This window comes from Tannerella forsythia (genome assembly GCF_003860135.1).
GTDB lineage: Bacteria > Bacteroidota > Bacteroidia > Bacteroidales > Tannerellaceae > Tannerella > Tannerella forsythia_A.
In genome coordinates this window covers 31,643-47,360 of sequence record NZ_RQYN01000007.1, presented here as the reverse complement: position 1 = coordinate 47,360, position 15,718 = coordinate 31,643, and the positions used below count along the sequence as shown (strand labels likewise).

Here is a 15,718-nt window from a genome sequence, read left to right as displayed (position 1 = left end):
GGTCGGCAATCCTCAAAAACAAGTATTATGAGTCTATACGAAGGAGCGGTCAAAAGGCCGATAATGACTTTTCTTTGCTTTGTAGCGATCGTGATTTTCGGGTTATTCTCCCTGTCGCGACTGCCGGTCGATCTGTACCCCGACATCGAGACGAACACGATCATGGTAATGACGGCCTATCCCGGCGCCAGTGCGTCGGATATCGAGAATAACGTCTCGCGTCCGCTGGAGAGTGTTCTGAATACGATTGGAAATTTGAAGCATATCACTTCCCGGTCGTCGGAGAACATGTCGCTTATCCAAATGCAGTTCGAATATGGTCATGATATTAACGAACTGACTAACGACGTGCGCGACAAGCTCGACCTGATCAGCTCAAGTCTGCCCGACAACGTGGAAACGCCGGTGATCTTCAAGTTCAGCTCGGACATGATTCCGATTCTCATCCTGTCGGTGCAAGCCGAGGAGAGTCAGCCGGCACTTCACAAAATCCTTGACGACGGTCTCTCCAATCCGTTGGCACGTATCCCGGGTGTCGGGACAGTCTCCGTTTCGGGTGCGCCCAAGCGTGAGATACAGGTCTATTGCGACCCGAACAAGTTAGAAGCGTATCATCTGACGATTGAGACGATCAGCGCAGCCATCGGAGCAGAGAACCGAAGCATACCGGGAGGAAACTTCGATATCGGCAACGAAACGTATGCGTTGCGTGTCGAGGGCGAGTTCAAAGATGCCCGCCAGATAGAAAATATCGTTGTCGGATCGCGCAATGGCGCCAACGTTTATTTGCGTGACGTGGCACGTGTGATTGACACGGTAGAGGAGCGCGCGCAGGAGTCGTTCGCCAACGACAAACGCGGAGGAATGATTATTGTGCAGAAGCAATCCGGCGCGAACACCGTCGATATTGCCCGCAAGATATTGGAGAAGCTACCCGAACTGCAAAAGAATCTGCCTTCGGATGTGAAGCTCGGTATTATCTGGGACTCGTCCGAGAACATTCTCCAGACGATCGAAAGCCTTACGGAAACGGTTTTGTTCGCGCTACTCTTCGTGGTGCTTGTCATCTTCCTGTTCTTGGGACGTTGGCGCGCGACATTGATCATTTCCGTAGCCATTCCGTTCTCGTTGATCGCCTCGTTTATTTATCTCGGGATTACCGGTAACTCGATCAACATTATTTCGCTTTCGTCGCTCTCCATCGCCATCGGGATGGTGGTAGACGACGCCATCGTGGTGCTCGAAAATGTCACAACCCATATCGAGCGAGGCTCGGCGCCGAATCAGGCGGCTGTGCACGGAACGAACGAGGTCGCGATTTCGGTTGTGGCCTCTACGCTCACAATGATTGCCGTATTCTTCCCGCTGACGATGGTAACAGGCATGACAGGCGTATTATTCCGTCAGCTGGGTTGGATGATGTGTACGATCATGGTGGTATCGACCGTTGCGGCGCTGACGCTCACCCCGATGCTCTGTTCGCGGTTATTACGTCTGCAAAAGAAACCGTCGAAACTGTTCCGCACGCTTTACCACCCCATACAGCGAGTACTCGATAAGCTCGATGTGCAGTATGCCCGGATGCTCGGATGGGCGGTGCGCCACCGCAAGACGATGGTGCTGTCGTGCCTCGCATTCTTCGCGCTCAGTATGATCTTCGCGGGGCAAATTCATTCGGAGTTTTTCCCGATGCAGGACAACGGCTACATCACCACCTCGTTCGAGTTGCCCGTAGGCACACGTAAAGAGGTAGCCCGCGAGCTGGGAGCGAAACTGTCGAAAGAGTGGCGAAAAAAATACCCGGAGATACAGGTATGCAGCTATTCCGTTGGGCAGGCCGACTCGGACAATACGTTCGCTTCGATGCGAGATAACGGATCGCACATTCTCTCGTTCAGTATCAGCTTGTCGAACGCCGAAGATCGTGAGCGGTCGATGAACGAAATTGCCGACGGCATGCGTGAAGACCTGAAAGCCTATCCCGAATTTACGAAGATAAGCATCGTTCCCGGCGGTCAAAAAGGAGGTATGGGCGGACAGTCGACGGCCGACTTCGAGATTTACGGCTACGATCTGGCCACGACCGACCGCATTGCCGCGGAGCTGAAAGAAAAACTGCTCAAGGTAAACGGAGTGTCCGAAGTTAACATCAGTCGTGGGGACTACTTACCCGAATATCAGGTGGACTTTGACCGCGAAAAGCTGGCCATGCACGGACTCAACCTCTCCACAGCCGGCACTTTCCTGCGTAACCGCGTCTATGGCTCCATCGCTTCGCGTTACCGCGAGGACGGCGACGAGTCTAACATCGTGGTACGCTACGCTCCCGAGTTCCGCACTAATCTGGACGACATTGAGAATATTCTTCTCTATAATAATCAGGGGCATGCCGTGCGCGTTCGCGATGTCGGCACGGTGGTCGAGCGTTTTGCGCCGCCGGCCATCGACCGCAAAGACCGCGAGCGTATCGTCACCGTCTCGGCCATTCCTTCCGGAGCGGCGCTCGGAACAGTGGTAGCCGAAGGGAAAAAGATCATCAAAGGGATGGAGATTCCGCCCAACATTAAAGTGCAGGCGGCCGGTACGTTCGAAGATCAGGCGGAAGCGTTTACCGATCTCGGAATCTTGGCCCTGATAATCATCCTGCTTGTGTTTATCGTGATGGCGGCTCAGTTCGAGTCTCTCACCTACCCGTTCATCATCATGTTTTCCGTACCTTTCGCCGTGAGCGGCGTACTGATGGCGTTATTCTTGACGCGCACCACGCTGAGCGTGATGAGTCTGCTCGGAGCGATTATGCTGATCGGTATCGTGGTGAAGAACGGTATCGTGCTGATCGATTACATCATCCTGTGCCGCGAGCGCGGACTGTCGGTCATTACATCGGTTATCACGTCGGGAAAAAGCCGCTTGCGCCCCGTACTGATGACGACCATGACGACGATTCTCGGGATGATGCCCATGGCCATCGGCTCCGGACAAGGCTCCGAGATGTGGCGCCCGATGGGGGTCGCCGTAATCGGCGGGCTAACGGTCTCGACCTTGCTGACGCTGTTGCTCGTACCCGTTCTTTACTGCTCGTTTGCCGGCGTAGGGATAAAACGCCAACGGCGCAAATTGCGCAAATCGCGTGAGTTAGATGCATACTATCAGGAGCGAAAAGACCGGATTATTAAAACCAAGCAAACAAGATAACGTATGAAATCGGTATTCATAACATTCGATCAGGCGCATTTCGAGCAGATCATGGCTGTACTTAACCGACTCAACTGCAGGGGTTATACGCGCATCGAACAAGTACAGGGGAGAGGCTCGGAGAAGGGCGACCCGCATTTGGGATCGCACGCGTGGCCGGGCATGAATTCGGCTATCCTCTCGGTGGTCGACGACGACAGGGTCGCTCCGCTGCTTGAAGCGCTGCGGGCTATCGATGAACGCTCGCCCCAGTTAGGCTTACGCGCCTTTGTCTGGAACGTGGAACAAACGATCTGACGAACACGCGTCATCAGGCAGGGTACGTACATATTGCCTGCGCGAAACGGATGCTACGTTTCACGCAAGATTGGAAATCCTCGTATAAACATGGGAGAGGCCGCCACGAAGACGGCCTCTTTTCTTTATGTATAATCCGTCAGTACGGGATGATACGTGCGGCAGAAGTCTTTGACGGCCGCCTCCGTCACGGTAGCGGGATACGTCATAAGCAACAGAGGGACGGGGCTTCCTCCTTCGGTATAGGGCGGCTGCATGTAATGATGGGTGTTTAGCACAAACCCCAGCCTTCGGTAGAAACCGACACGCCGTCGTTTCATCTCGTCGGTCGGAGGTTCTACTTCGAGCCATACGGGAATGTCGGACTCGGCGACGAAAGTTTCGAGTACCCGCTTTCCGTACCCTTTCCCCCGCAGTTCGGGTAACGTGGCCAGATGCTCGACGTAACGCACGTCGTCGAAATGCCACCACAGCAACAGTCCGACGAAAGAGTCGTTGTCGGTGACGACCTCGAAATGATAGGCCGCATGTTCCATCACCTTGCTTTGCGGGTGCAGCGTTCGCCGCTCATCGGCCGGAAAAGCGCTTTCGTACAATTCCCACGCTCGACTGAAAAGCGGATGCCGCGTATCGGTTATACGCCTACGTGTGATCATAACGAGAGCCTCCCGTTCCTATACATTATATATATAGCTATTAAATAATTCTTCGGCCACGTTTCAGATAGGTCTCCTCTACGTAGTGGATAAAGGCCTGATTAACGAGCCGCGTGCCGCCCGGCGTCGGGTAGTCGCCCGAAAAATACCAGTCGCCCGGGTGATCGGGACATGCCTCGTGCAGTCCGTCGAGGGTCTGGAAAACGATTTCGATGCCGGCATGGATATCTTTCCCGCTGAGCATCTGCGCCATCTTATCCGAGATATCTTCGTCGGTGAAGGGCGCGTAGATATCTTTTACACAGTTGACGATCGAGTCTTCCGGTTTCCCCTGCTGCTGTTTAGCCTTGTTGTACGTGTCGATGATGACGTGTTCCATGCCTCGGCTGATGAGCAGTTCGATAGCCATACGGAAAGCGATGAACTCGCCCATGCTCGACATGTCGATGCCGTAGTAGTCGGGGTATCGGATCTGCGGCGAAGAGGAAACGACGACGATCTTCTTGGGATGCAGGCGGTCGAGGATACTGACGATGCTCTGCTTGAGGGTTGTTCCGCGCACGATGCTGTCGTCGATGATCACGAGATTGTCGACGTGAGGCGTGATGCTGCCGTAGGTAATGTCGTAAACGTGGGCGGCCAGGTCGTTGCGGGTATTTCCTTCGGCGATGAAGGTACGCAGTTTGATGTCTTTGAGGATCACCTTCTCGCTACGGATGCGTTGCGCGAAGATTTTCCGTATGTCTTCCTCGCTCAGCGAAGCGCATTTCCCGGAAAGTCGTTCGGAGATGAGCTTGTCGAGGTATTTTTGCAGTCCTTCCATCATGCCGTAGTAAGCCATCTCGGCCGTGTTGGGGATATAGGAAAAGACGGTATGTTCGATGTCGTAGTCCACCTTTTTGAGGATGGAGTCGACGAGGTTTTCGCCGAGGCGTTTGCGTTCGCGATAGATATCCCTGTCGCTGCCGCGCGAGAAGTAGATACGCTCGAACGAGCATGCGCTCAGCGGCTTCCGGTCGAGGAGCTGCATGGTTCGCATCTCGCCTTTGCGGTTTACCATCAGCGCTTCGCCGCGTTGCAGTTCTTTGACGTCGTCGGCCTGTACATTCATCACGGTCTGTATGACGGGACGCTCCGAAGCGGTGACGATGATCTCGTCGTCGGCATAGTAGAAAGCGGTACGGATACCCCACGGATCGCGGATGGTGAACGATTCGCCGCTTCCGGTCACGCCACAGATCACATAGCCGCCGTCCCATGTCGAAGCGGCTCTCCCGAGCACATTGGCCAGGTCGATATTTTCTTCGATGGCATGGGTGATTTCAACGCCCTGCATGCCCTCGGCCTCGTATTTGCGGAAGAGATGTTCAGCTTCACGGTCGAGCAGGTGTCCGAGTTGCTCAAGGATGAAGTACGTATCGGCGTATTGCCGGGGGTGCTGACCGGTAGCGGTGATTTCTTTGAAGATGGAGTGTACGTTCGTCATATTGAAGTTCCCGCACAGGGCGAGGTTACGCGCGCGCCAGTTGTTGCGACGCAGAAACGGGTGGATGTACGAAAGACCCGACTTGCCCGTCGTGCTGTATCGGAGGTGTCCCATATACAGCTCGGCGGCGAAAGGCAGATTGGCCTGCGCGAACTGCGGATCGTTGAGTCGTTCGGCAGGTATTCCCTTGTAATGGCTATACACCGTGTCGAAAATCTCGGTGATCGCGTCGGTGCCTACCGCCCGTTCGCGAAACATGTATTCTTCGCCGGGAGCAGCCTCGAACTTGACGCAAGCGAAGCCCGCCCCGTCCTGTCCGCGGTTATGTTGTTTCTCCATCAGGAGATAGAGTTTGTTGAGCGCATACATCCATGTGCCGTATTTGCGGTGATAATATTCGAGCGGCTTGAGCAGCCGTATCATCGCTACGCCGCACTCGTGTTTTAATGTTTCCATTCCGTTACTGACTGTTTGTTGAAATTCGGCACAAAGGTAGTGATTTGAATTGTTATTTGCTTATGGAGCATCTTCTAAAATATATTATATCTGCTCATACGAACGCAAATCGCAAAAATCACGCGAAAATAAATGACGAATTACAAATAACGAATTACGAACGCAAATTGCGCAAATAATCACAAATAATCGCAAATGAGACTTGTGAAACTTGTGGTTATGCCCGACGAGTGTTAAAATGTTGAGGTTTTGAAGTGTTGCGATATTTGTTGGCTGAACGTTGAAAACCGAATGCTGAATCTAACTAAACTTGTGAGACTTGTGGTTCATCTATTGCGAGCATAAAGATAAAGAAAGACTGTCAGCTCGTCCGAACGATGTTTAGACCCATAATGCCGGTTGAAGATTGATATTGCAAAAATTCATACATTCCTTTCGGAGCGATTGAGTAACGAGAATATTAAAAACGAGTGAGGCTATCCGTTTGGTCTTCGACCTTCGGACAGCCCCACTTTTTTATTTTAGTTTGGTCGGATAATCGTTTATCCGTTCATCGAAGCCAGAAACTCCATGTTATCGAGCGTATTTTCCATCTGTTTCTTCACAAACTCCATCGCTTCGATCGAGTTCATGTCCGACAAGTATTTACGCAATACCCACATCCGGTTGATGGTACTATCGTCCTGCAACAAGTCGTCGCGACGTGTACTCGACGCAATGATATCGACAGCGGGATATACCCGTTTGTTCGAAAGTTTCCGGTCTAACTGCAACTCCATGTTACCCGTACCTTTAAATTCTTCGAAGATCACATCGTCCATCTTCGAGCCTGTCTCGGTCAATGCCGTAGCCAGAATTGTGAGGCTGCCACCGTTCTCGATATTACGGGCTGCGCCGAAGAAACGTTTCGGTTTTTGCAACGCATTCGCGTCTACCCCTCCCGAAAGAACTTTTCCGGAAGCCGGCTGAACCGTGTTGTACGCACGTGCCAGACGGGTGATAGAATCGAGAAGAATGACCACGTCATGTCCGCACTCTACCATGCGTTTAGCCTTGTTAAGTACGATATCGGCAATTTTTACATGGCGCTCGGCCGGCTCGTCGAATGTAGAAGCGATCACTTCGGCGTCCACACTGCGCGCCATATCGGTTACTTCTTCAGGACGTTCGTCGATCAGCAAAATAATCATATATACTTCGGGGTGATTCGCTGCGATCGCATTCGCAATATCTTTCAAGAGCATCGTCTTACCCGTTTTCGGTTGGGCGACGATCAAACCGCGCTGTCCCTTACCGATCGGAGAGAATAAATCAACCACACGAACGGCAATATGATCAAACACTTTCGGCGACCGACGGGCGGTCAGCATAAATTTCTCGTCCGGGAACAGTGGTGTAAGATGATCGAAAGGCACACGGTCACGCACTTCTTCGGGTGAGCGTCCGTTGATTTTGTCGACTTTCACCAGCGGGAAATATTTTTCGCCTTCCCGTGGCGGGCGAATTGGGCCTTCGACGATGTCTCCCGTTTTCAGTCCGAAAAGTTTGATTTGGGATTGCGACACATAAATATCGTCCGGCGAAGTCAGATAATTATAGTCCGACGAGCGTAAAAATCCGTATCCGTCCTGAATGATTTCCAAGACTCCCGTTCCTGTCAGGATTCCATCGAAATCGTACATCGGCATATTATTGGCCGGGGTATTGCGTTGGTTCGGATTGTTATTATTCGTCCGGTTATTGTTTTGCGGTCTGTTCTTCGCCTCGCCCGGTTGCTTTTCGCGTTGCGGAGTGGGAGGCTGCATCGGCAATACCTGATCGAGTACCGAAGGAGTATCGTTCGCATGTTTAAAGATCAGCCTCTTGGGGCTTTCTTCGGTTTGCGGTTCTGTTTTTTCTTTGTTATCCGGCTCGTCGGTTTTCGCGACCGTTTCGGTTACAGCTTCAGTTTCGGCAGGAAGAACCGCAGAAGTTGTTGCCATCGGTTCTGTTACGGGTTGATTAACTGCTTCGGCAGTAGGTAGAGCCACCGGAACAGGAACTACGGTCGAGGACGTCTGTACGGTTTGTGGCGTTTCATTGGGTTCCTGCAATTTTTCTTCTACCGGTTCCTGACTCGTTTTTTTAGACGGGCGCCCCGGTTTACGGGGTTTCTCGGCCGTGTTCTTTTCGTCATTTTCCGGAACTGGCGTCGCTTCTGCAACCGGATTTTTGGGTGGTCGTCCCGGTTTGCGAGGTTTCACATCCTCTTCGGTTTGCGCAGTTTTTTTGGCAGTCGTTTTAGAGGCTGCTTTTTCGGTAGCCTGACTTTTACGTGCTGCCGCTCGCTTGGCTTTCTGTTCCGATTTGCGAGCTTCTTTTTCCTTTTCTTTCTCCATTTGGATACCGGCTAATGAAACGGCTTGCTCGTCAAGAATCTTGTAGATCAAATCCTGCTTTTCGAGAGATTTCATTTTTTTAATCCCCAGATCGCTTGCTATCTGCTGCAATTCGGGAAGTTCTTTTTCCGTGAGTTCAAGAATGTTATATTTTTGCATATGATGTAAATAGAGCAAATCGGTATCGGCATTCCGGAAGGTCGATAAGCCTCTCATGAACGAAAGCCTTCAATACCTTCTTTGCTTTTGTTAATAATCAGTCAAAATTTATGTAGTCTGGATTGTTTGTCTTTATCCCGAGATATAAGTATTATTTATTATATCGGGAAGATGAAGACGGCGCAAATGTAGGTATTTTTTTACGAACGACAAATTTTTCATTCAAAAAACAGTTGCAATCAGCACATTTTTGGTGGTGGTTTCGACACGATAACGATGATCCGTACGTTCGCCGACAATCCATATAATATCTTCTCCGGAGCAAAGTAACCAAGTCTGTTCTTTTTGCAAACGACTGAATTTATGATCGGAAAAATAGTCGCTCAGTTTTTGGCGTCCGTTCATCCCGAAGGGCACGAACCAATCCCCCTTGCGCCACGTGCGTAAAGTTAAGGGGAAGGTCAACTTATCGAGGTCGAAGGTGGCTATGTGAGGATGCTTATTGATGATAAATGAAGAATCGACAGCGCGTACTTCGGTTCGAAGATTGATGGGGATATGAAGGATGCCGCCGGCTTCGACCGGATATATCGTTTCATCTTGCGGCTGTTTTCTGTATAAAATCAGGTATTCTCTGTCTTTCAGAATCTGATAATCGGTCTCGGGGGCAGAAAATGTTTTACCCGATTCGCGGCGAAGGCTGCTGGAGATGGCCGGAATCAGTTCACGGGTGAATCCGTAGGGTTTAATCAATTCGTAAAGGACGGTTTGAGGCGCTTCCGACTTCAACAGGCCGCTGATAGAGATACGTTCTTGATCGTCGAGCAGGCGTGCGCGTTCTTTTTCGATGGTCGATCGATAAATGACTTCGACGTCGGACAGGTGCTTGCTTGTTCGCAGGATAGCCTCCCGCACGGACGGATTGATTTTTTCCATCAGCGGAAGAAGCTGCCGGCGAATAACGTTACGCGTATATGCGTCGGAGGAATTACTGCTATCCTGCTGGTAGGTTAGCTTTTGGTCTGTCAGCCATGTTTCGATCTCGGATCGGTTGACGGCCAGCAGCGGCCGGACGATGTATCCGTTTTTCGGTCGGATGCCGTGCAGTCCGCCGATACCGGTTCCCCGAATCAGGTTCATGAGTACGGTTTCTATGCTGTCGTCCTGATGATGGGCAACGGCGATAGCCTGAGCATGGTAAGCCGTGCGGAGTGTTTCGAACCATCGGTAGCGTAGCTCGCGTGCGGCCATTTCGATCGACACTCCGTGTGATTCGGCATATCCGACGGTGTCGAAATCTTTCTTTTCGAACGGAATTTGCAGTGATCCGGCAATTTGTCGGGCAAACGTTTCGTCGCGATCGGCTTCCGCTCCGCGCAGGTGAAAGTTACAATGAGCCGCGATACATCGGTAGTTCAATCGCTTCAGTAGATGAATCAGGGCGACGGAATCGGCTCCTCCGCTGAGTCCCACGATGACGGGAGCATCGGGTTGAAGCAGATCATGCTGTTCGATGTATTTCCGGATGGTTCGGAGCATATTAGAAAGAATAAAAAAGCAGGGATACGGATCAGCATCCCGATACCCCTGCTAAAAAACGATTTCTAAATAAAAAAATTAAAGTTTATTCTCTTCGGCTAATGCCGGATCGATCATGATGCGACCACAATATTCACAAACGATGATTTTTTTGCGCAACTTAATGTCCATTTGTTTCTGAGGCGGAATCTTATTGAAGCAACCTCCGCACGCATCGCGTTCGATACCGACCACGGCCAGCCCGTTTCGGGCTCCTTTGCGAATACGCCGGAAAGCCATCAACAAACGGGACTCGATTGTTTCTTCCAGTTTTTTGGCTCTGTTGCGGAGTTTCTCTTCTTCCTGACGCGTTTCGGAGATGATTTCGTCCAACTCGCTCTTCTTCATGTCCAAATCGCCTTTCCGCCCTTCGAGTACTTCTTTACATTGTTTGACTTCCTGTTTTTTAACGTCGACCGCGGCATTCAGTTCCCTGATTTTCTTCTCTGCAAATTCCACTTCCAGTCCTTGATATTCTATTTCTTTCGATAGATTATCAAACTCTCGGTTGTTACGTACGTTATCCAGCTGTGATTTATATTTTTCGATCAGTTCTTTCGAATCGGAAATTTTATTCTTCTGAGCGATCACGTTTGTCTTATTCGTTTCAATATCGGTCTGGTAGTTTTGAAGCCGTGTTTCGAGTCCGGCAATTTCGTCTTCCAGATCTTGAACTTCCAGCGGCAATTCACCACGCAGGGTCTTGATCTTGTCGATCTCCGTCATAATACTTTGCAGCTGATAAAGCGAACATAACCGTTCTTCTACCGTATATTCTTTCTCCTCGTTCTGAGCCGTGTTTTCTACCACGGGAGTCGGGGTTTCGTCTTGTATTTCTTGGGTCTGAGCAACGACAGGTTGCGTTTCCGCTTCTTTTACTTCGGGAGCGGATTTCTTTTTTACTGTTTTTTCTTTTTCTTTCGCAGCTGCCACCGGCTTTTGAGTTGTTGCCTTCTTTTTGGCAGGTTCTTTTTTAGCCGTTGTTTCTTTCTTTTTTACCGTTTCTTCTTTCTTTGTCGCCATGTGCTCTATATATAATTTACGGGATTTGAATTTATTGTCGAAAATTGTAGGGCAAAGGTAGGAAATTTTTTTGATATGATGTCATGAAAGATATGTTTTGTGCATATCTCGCTTTCGTAGTGTCCGATGACAGCCAACAGGATGCGATCTTCCACATCTAAGAAATCGTTGTATTTCGCCTCGCCGGTGATAAAGAGATCGGCTCCGGCTGCGATCGCTTCGGGAATCAGGAAGGCGCCGCTTCCTCCGCAGAGCGCCACTTTCCGGATCTTTTTTCCGGTAAGAGAAGAGTGGCGCACCGAATCGAGATGGAGTGTCTCTTTGATGTGTTGCAAAAACACGCGTTCGTCCGCTTCTTCGGGTAATGCGCCCACAACACCCGATCCGGCCTGATTCCATGCGTTTTCGAGCGGATAGAAATCGAAGGCCGGCTCTTCGTAAGGATGGGCGGCGAGCAACGCGCGAAGCACTGCGCTTTTCAGATGCTTGGGCAGGATGGTTTCGATGCGGATTTCCGGTTCGCGATGGAGCGTGCCGACACTTCCGACGAAAGGCCGACATCCTTCCGAAGCGCGAAAACTTCCCTCGCCCCGAATGTTGAAGCTGCATGCGTCGTAAGCGCCGATATGGCCGGCCCCGGCCTCGAAGAGCGCTGCGCGTACGGCTTCGGCTTGGGCTTCGGGTACGAACGTGGCCAGCTTCAGCAGGGCGCCTTGTTGCGGGCTGAGAATACGAACGTTCTGTAAGCCGAGGTATTCGGCCAACTTGAAACTGACTCCGTTTGTTGCGTTGTCCAGATTCGTATGCGCTGCGTAGATCACGAGGTCGTTTTTGCATGCTTTCATGATGCAACGCTGCACGTAATTCGCTCCCGTCAACGACTTGAAAGGCTTAAAGGCGATCGGATGATGCGCAATGATCAGATTGCAGCCCCGTTCGAGGGCTTCGTCGATCACCGCTTCGATAACATCCAGACATAGAAGCGCGCCTTGTGCCGGACGGTTGACATCGCCGACCTGAACGCCTGAATTATCGAACGATTCCTGTAACCATAGCGGCGCGTGGCGTTCGATTTCCTGCAAGATGTCTCTGATACGTAACATGGCGCGTGATTCTTTATGATTCTCCGTCAATTGCTTGATCGATTCGCAGATGCAACTCTTTCAACTGACTTTCTTCCAGCACGGAGGGTGCGTCGAGCATCACGTCGCGTCCGGAATTGTTTTTCGGGAACGCCATGCAGTCGCGAATCGAATCGAGGCCGGCGAAAATAGACACCACCCGGTCTAACCCGAAAGCGATACCGCCGTGCGGCGGTGCGCCGTACTTGAAAGCGTTCATCAGGAAGCCGAACTGCTCCTGCGCCCGTTCTTTCGTAAAGCCAAGTATGTTGAACATCTTGTCTTGCAGCTGACTGTCGTAGATACGGATCGAACCGCCACCGACTTCGACGCCGTTGATGACCAAATCGTACGCGTTGGCGCGAACGGCTTTCGGATTGTTTTCGAGCAAGGGAATATCTTCGGGTCGGGGCGAGGTAAAAGGATGATGTACGGCATAGAAGCGCTGATCTTCTTCGCTCCATTCGAGCAGCGGGAAATCGACAATCCAGAGGCACTCGAATTTGTTTTTGTCGCGCAACCCGAGTTGATTTCCCATCTCCAGACGCAGTTCGCAGAGTTGTTTGCGCGTCTTGTTCACTTCGTCTCCGCAGAGAATCAACAGCAGGTCGCCCGGTTGAGCACCAAATGCTGCTTTGACTTCCTGCAATTTCTCTTGCGAGTAAAATTTGTCGACGCTCGATTTCACGCTTCCGTCGGCTTCTACACGAGCGTAAACAAGTCCTTTGGCGCCGATTTGCGGCTTTTTAACGAAATCGGTCAATCCGTCTAATTGTTTACGGGTGTAGCTTGCCGCTCCGTGCGCACAGATACCGCCGATATATGCCGCGTTATCGAATACCGGAAAACCTGCTCCTTGGAGCATCTCGGTCAGTTCGACGAATTTCATGCCGAAGCGCACGTCGGGTTTGTCCGACCCGTAATATTTCATGGCATCGTGCCACGTCATACGCGGGAACGGTGCGTCGAATGTTGTATCGAGCAACGTTTTAAAAAGATGTTTCGTCAGTCCTTCGAAGATGTTCAGCACGTCGTCTTGCTCCACGAAACTCATTTCGCAGTCGATCTGCGTAAATTCCGGCTGACGGTCGGCACGTAAATCTTCGTCGCGGAAACATTTCACGATCTGGAAATAACGGTCGAATCCCGAAACCATCAGCAGCTGTTTCAGCGTCTGGGGCGATTGCGGCAGTGCATAGAACTGTCCCGGATTCATGCGCGAAGGAACCACGAAATCCCGTGCTCCTTCGGGAGTGGAATTAACCAATACGGGAGTTTCAACTTCGAGAAAACGCTCGTTATCGAGGTATCGACGTACTTCGAATGCCATGCGATGACGCAGTTCGAGATTTTTACGGACGATGTTCCGGCGCAAATCCAAATACCGGTATTTCATCCGCAAGTCGTCGCCGCCGTCCGTCTCGTCTTCGATGGTGAAGGGCGGAGTCATGGCCGCATTCAAAATGTTCAGTTCGGAAACGATCAACTCGATCTCGCCCGTCGGGATATTGGTGTTCTTGCTCGAACGTTCTTTAACCGTACCGGTGACCTGAATAACGTATTCGCGTCCGATCTTATTCGCCTGCTCACAGAGCATAGCGTTTACTTCTTCGTTAAATACCAGCTGGGTGATGCCGTACCGGTCGCGCAGGTCGATAAAGGTCATGCCACCCATTTTCCGTGTTCGCTGTACCCAACCGGCCAATGTCACGTTTTGTCCCTCGTCGCACAGGCGCAATTCGCCGCAAGTTCTCGTTCTATACATATTTCTGAAACTTATTTCTTTTTAAAAAAACGCACAAATGTAAGGGATAATTTTCAAATTCCGCACCATAATGACGAACGAAAAGTATTTAAAAAGGCAGAAAAACACGGCGAAGAGACGTCACGAAGTTCAATCTCCTTGTTGCAAGGGGTAGAAACCGAGTATCCGGCGTTCAAACAGCTGTTTTTGCCCTGGAAACTGAGTATCCAGCATTCAAACAGCTGTTTTTGCTCTGGAAACTGAGTATCCGGCCTTCAAACAGCTGTTTTTGCTCTGGAAACTGAGTATCCGGCGTTCAAACAGCTGTTTTTGCCCTGGAAACTGAGTATCCGGCATTCAAACAGCTGTTTTTGTCCTGGAAACTGAGTATCCGGCATTCAAACAGCTATTTTATATCTGTTATTGTGCAACAACGGTATGAATCAAAACGGAAACAAAACTACATGGGACGCAACTTTACCGTAAGTTCCATTGTGTCAGTTGCGCATTCTTGCGGGCATCGAGCAGTATCCGGGCATTGTATTCTTTCCACGCTTGTTCTCTGTTTCTCTCAGGCTCGACAGTACAGTCACGCCAAGTTTTTTTTCTGTTTTTTTGCTTTGTTCGTCCACAATACACATAAAGATGCTATCTTTGTGGACATCGAGTCCGCTGACTGTTCTCATAAAGATAATTTTTAGATGTAAAACGATTGTGCCTTTCAATATTTTAATTATTTATAGAACAGTTGGGGGGCTCGATTTTTATCGGAAGGCATATAAAAAATGTATTTTATGTAAGTTTGCGCACTCGATAGCATTTACGGATGATTAAAGCGATTTTTTTAGACATTGACGGAACCATGGTCAGTTTCGATACGCACCGGATGCCGGAAGATACGGCATCGGCTTTGTGTGAAGCACGCCGTCGGGGGGTGAAACTTTTCGTGGCTACCGGCCGCCAGCGCGGAGATATCCATAATCTTGGCGATATGGAATTCGACGGATATATTACTCTCAACGGGAGCTGTTGTTTGGTAGGCGATGAGGTGATTTTCCGGAAAAGCATTCCGAAGGAAGATATTGAGGCTTTTGTCCGTTATCAGGAAGAGAATGGGATTATTCCCTGTTTTTTTGTCGAGGCCGATGCTATTTCGGCCAATACCCGGGCTGACGTCATGGAGCGTATGCGTGAACTGATCTGTTTCCCGCCGCGCCCTGTCGTTTCTATGGATGAATTGATGCAGCGCGAGATCTACCAACTGACGGCCTTCTTTTCGGAAGAGGCCGAGCCGGAAGTGATGCGGCAGATGCCTCATTGCACTGCTACGCGCTGGTACCCGACGTTTGCCGATGTCGTGGCAAAAGGTGTTGAGAAAGCTGTGGGACTGCAAGTGATAGGAACGTATTTCGGAATCCGTCCTGAAGAAATGATGGCTGTCGGCGATGGTGGCAATGATATTTCCATGCTTCGATACGCCGGCGTAGGAGTAGCCATGGGCAACTCGGATGAGACGGTGAAGCAGGCTGCCGATTATGTCACATCTGCCGTCGATGATGGGGGAGTTGCGCGGGCGTTACACCACTTCGGAATCATTTAGCGACAAGCGGGTAGGAGAGAGCCTC

Annotated in this window: 10 protein-coding genes; 3 read left to right on the top strand and 7 right to left on the bottom strand. The window is 50.7% G+C overall.

Translation table 11 applies throughout. The features are described from left to right. The first annotated feature begins 27 nt into the window (after positions 1 to 27). Both EII41_RS03400 and EII41_RS03395 read left to right on the top strand, forming a co-directional pair. Positions 28 to 3,195: an efflux RND transporter permease subunit gene (locus tag EII41_RS03400; RefSeq protein WP_124751325.1), complete on the top strand. Its 3,168-nt coding sequence runs from the start codon at positions 28 to 30 to the stop codon at positions 3,193 to 3,195. Between the two features lie 3 nt (positions 3,196 to 3,198). Further along, positions 3,199 to 3,492, top strand: a complete 294-nt coding sequence (locus EII41_RS03395) for a PG0541 family transporter-associated protein (RefSeq protein WP_124751326.1) — start codon at positions 3,199 to 3,201, stop codon at positions 3,490 to 3,492. A 125-nt stretch (positions 3,493 to 3,617) separates the two neighbouring features. On the opposite strand, the gene EII41_RS03390 is transcribed toward EII41_RS03395, so the two are convergent. From EII41_RS03390 to aspS, 7 genes are all read right to left on the bottom strand, one after another. Beyond that, on the bottom strand, positions 3,618 to 4,148 hold the full coding sequence (locus tag EII41_RS03390; protein ID WP_124751327.1) for a GNAT family N-acetyltransferase: 531 nt from the start codon (positions 4,146 to 4,148) through the stop codon (positions 3,618 to 3,620). A gap of 40 nt (positions 4,149 to 4,188) precedes the next feature. Then, positions 4,189 to 6,090, bottom strand: coding sequence for an amidophosphoribosyltransferase (locus tag EII41_RS03385; RefSeq protein ID WP_124789424.1), 1,902 nt, complete (start codon positions 6,088 to 6,090; stop codon positions 4,189 to 4,191). Positions 6,091 to 6,632: 542 nt separating this feature from the next. Then, entirely contained in the window at positions 6,633 to 8,627 is a 1,995-nt protein-coding gene (gene rho / locus EII41_RS03380) for a transcription termination factor Rho (protein ID WP_124789448.1), read from the bottom strand. 222 nt (positions 8,628 to 8,849) lie between these two features. Further along, complete coding sequence (tilS, locus tag EII41_RS03375; protein ID WP_124789423.1) at positions 8,850 to 10,166, bottom strand: tRNA lysidine(34) synthetase TilS; 1,317 nt, start codon at positions 10,164 to 10,166, stop codon at positions 8,850 to 8,852. Between the two features lie 78 nt (positions 10,167 to 10,244). After that, positions 10,245 to 11,015 carry a zinc ribbon domain-containing protein gene (locus EII41_RS03370; protein ID WP_124789447.1) on the bottom strand — a complete coding sequence of 257 codons (771 nt, stop codon included), beginning with the start codon at positions 11,013 to 11,015 and terminating at the stop codon, positions 10,245 to 10,247. Between the two features lie 218 nt (positions 11,016 to 11,233). Continuing rightward, entirely contained in the window at positions 11,234 to 12,331 is a 1,098-nt protein-coding gene (locus tag EII41_RS03365) for a Nif3-like dinuclear metal center hexameric protein (protein WP_124789422.1), read from the bottom strand. A 13-nt stretch (positions 12,332 to 12,344) separates the two neighbouring features. Beyond that, on the bottom strand, positions 12,345 to 14,114 hold the full coding sequence (aspS, locus tag EII41_RS03360) for an aspartate--tRNA ligase (protein WP_124789421.1): 1,770 nt from the start codon (positions 14,112 to 14,114) through the stop codon (positions 12,345 to 12,347). Between the two features lie 805 nt (positions 14,115 to 14,919). On the opposite strand from aspS, the gene EII41_RS03350 reads away from it, so the two are divergent. Next, positions 14,920 to 15,693, top strand: coding sequence for a Cof-type HAD-IIB family hydrolase (locus EII41_RS03350; protein ID WP_124789420.1), 774 nt, complete (start codon positions 14,920 to 14,922; stop codon positions 15,691 to 15,693). Positions 15,694 to 15,718: the final 25 nt, after the last annotated feature.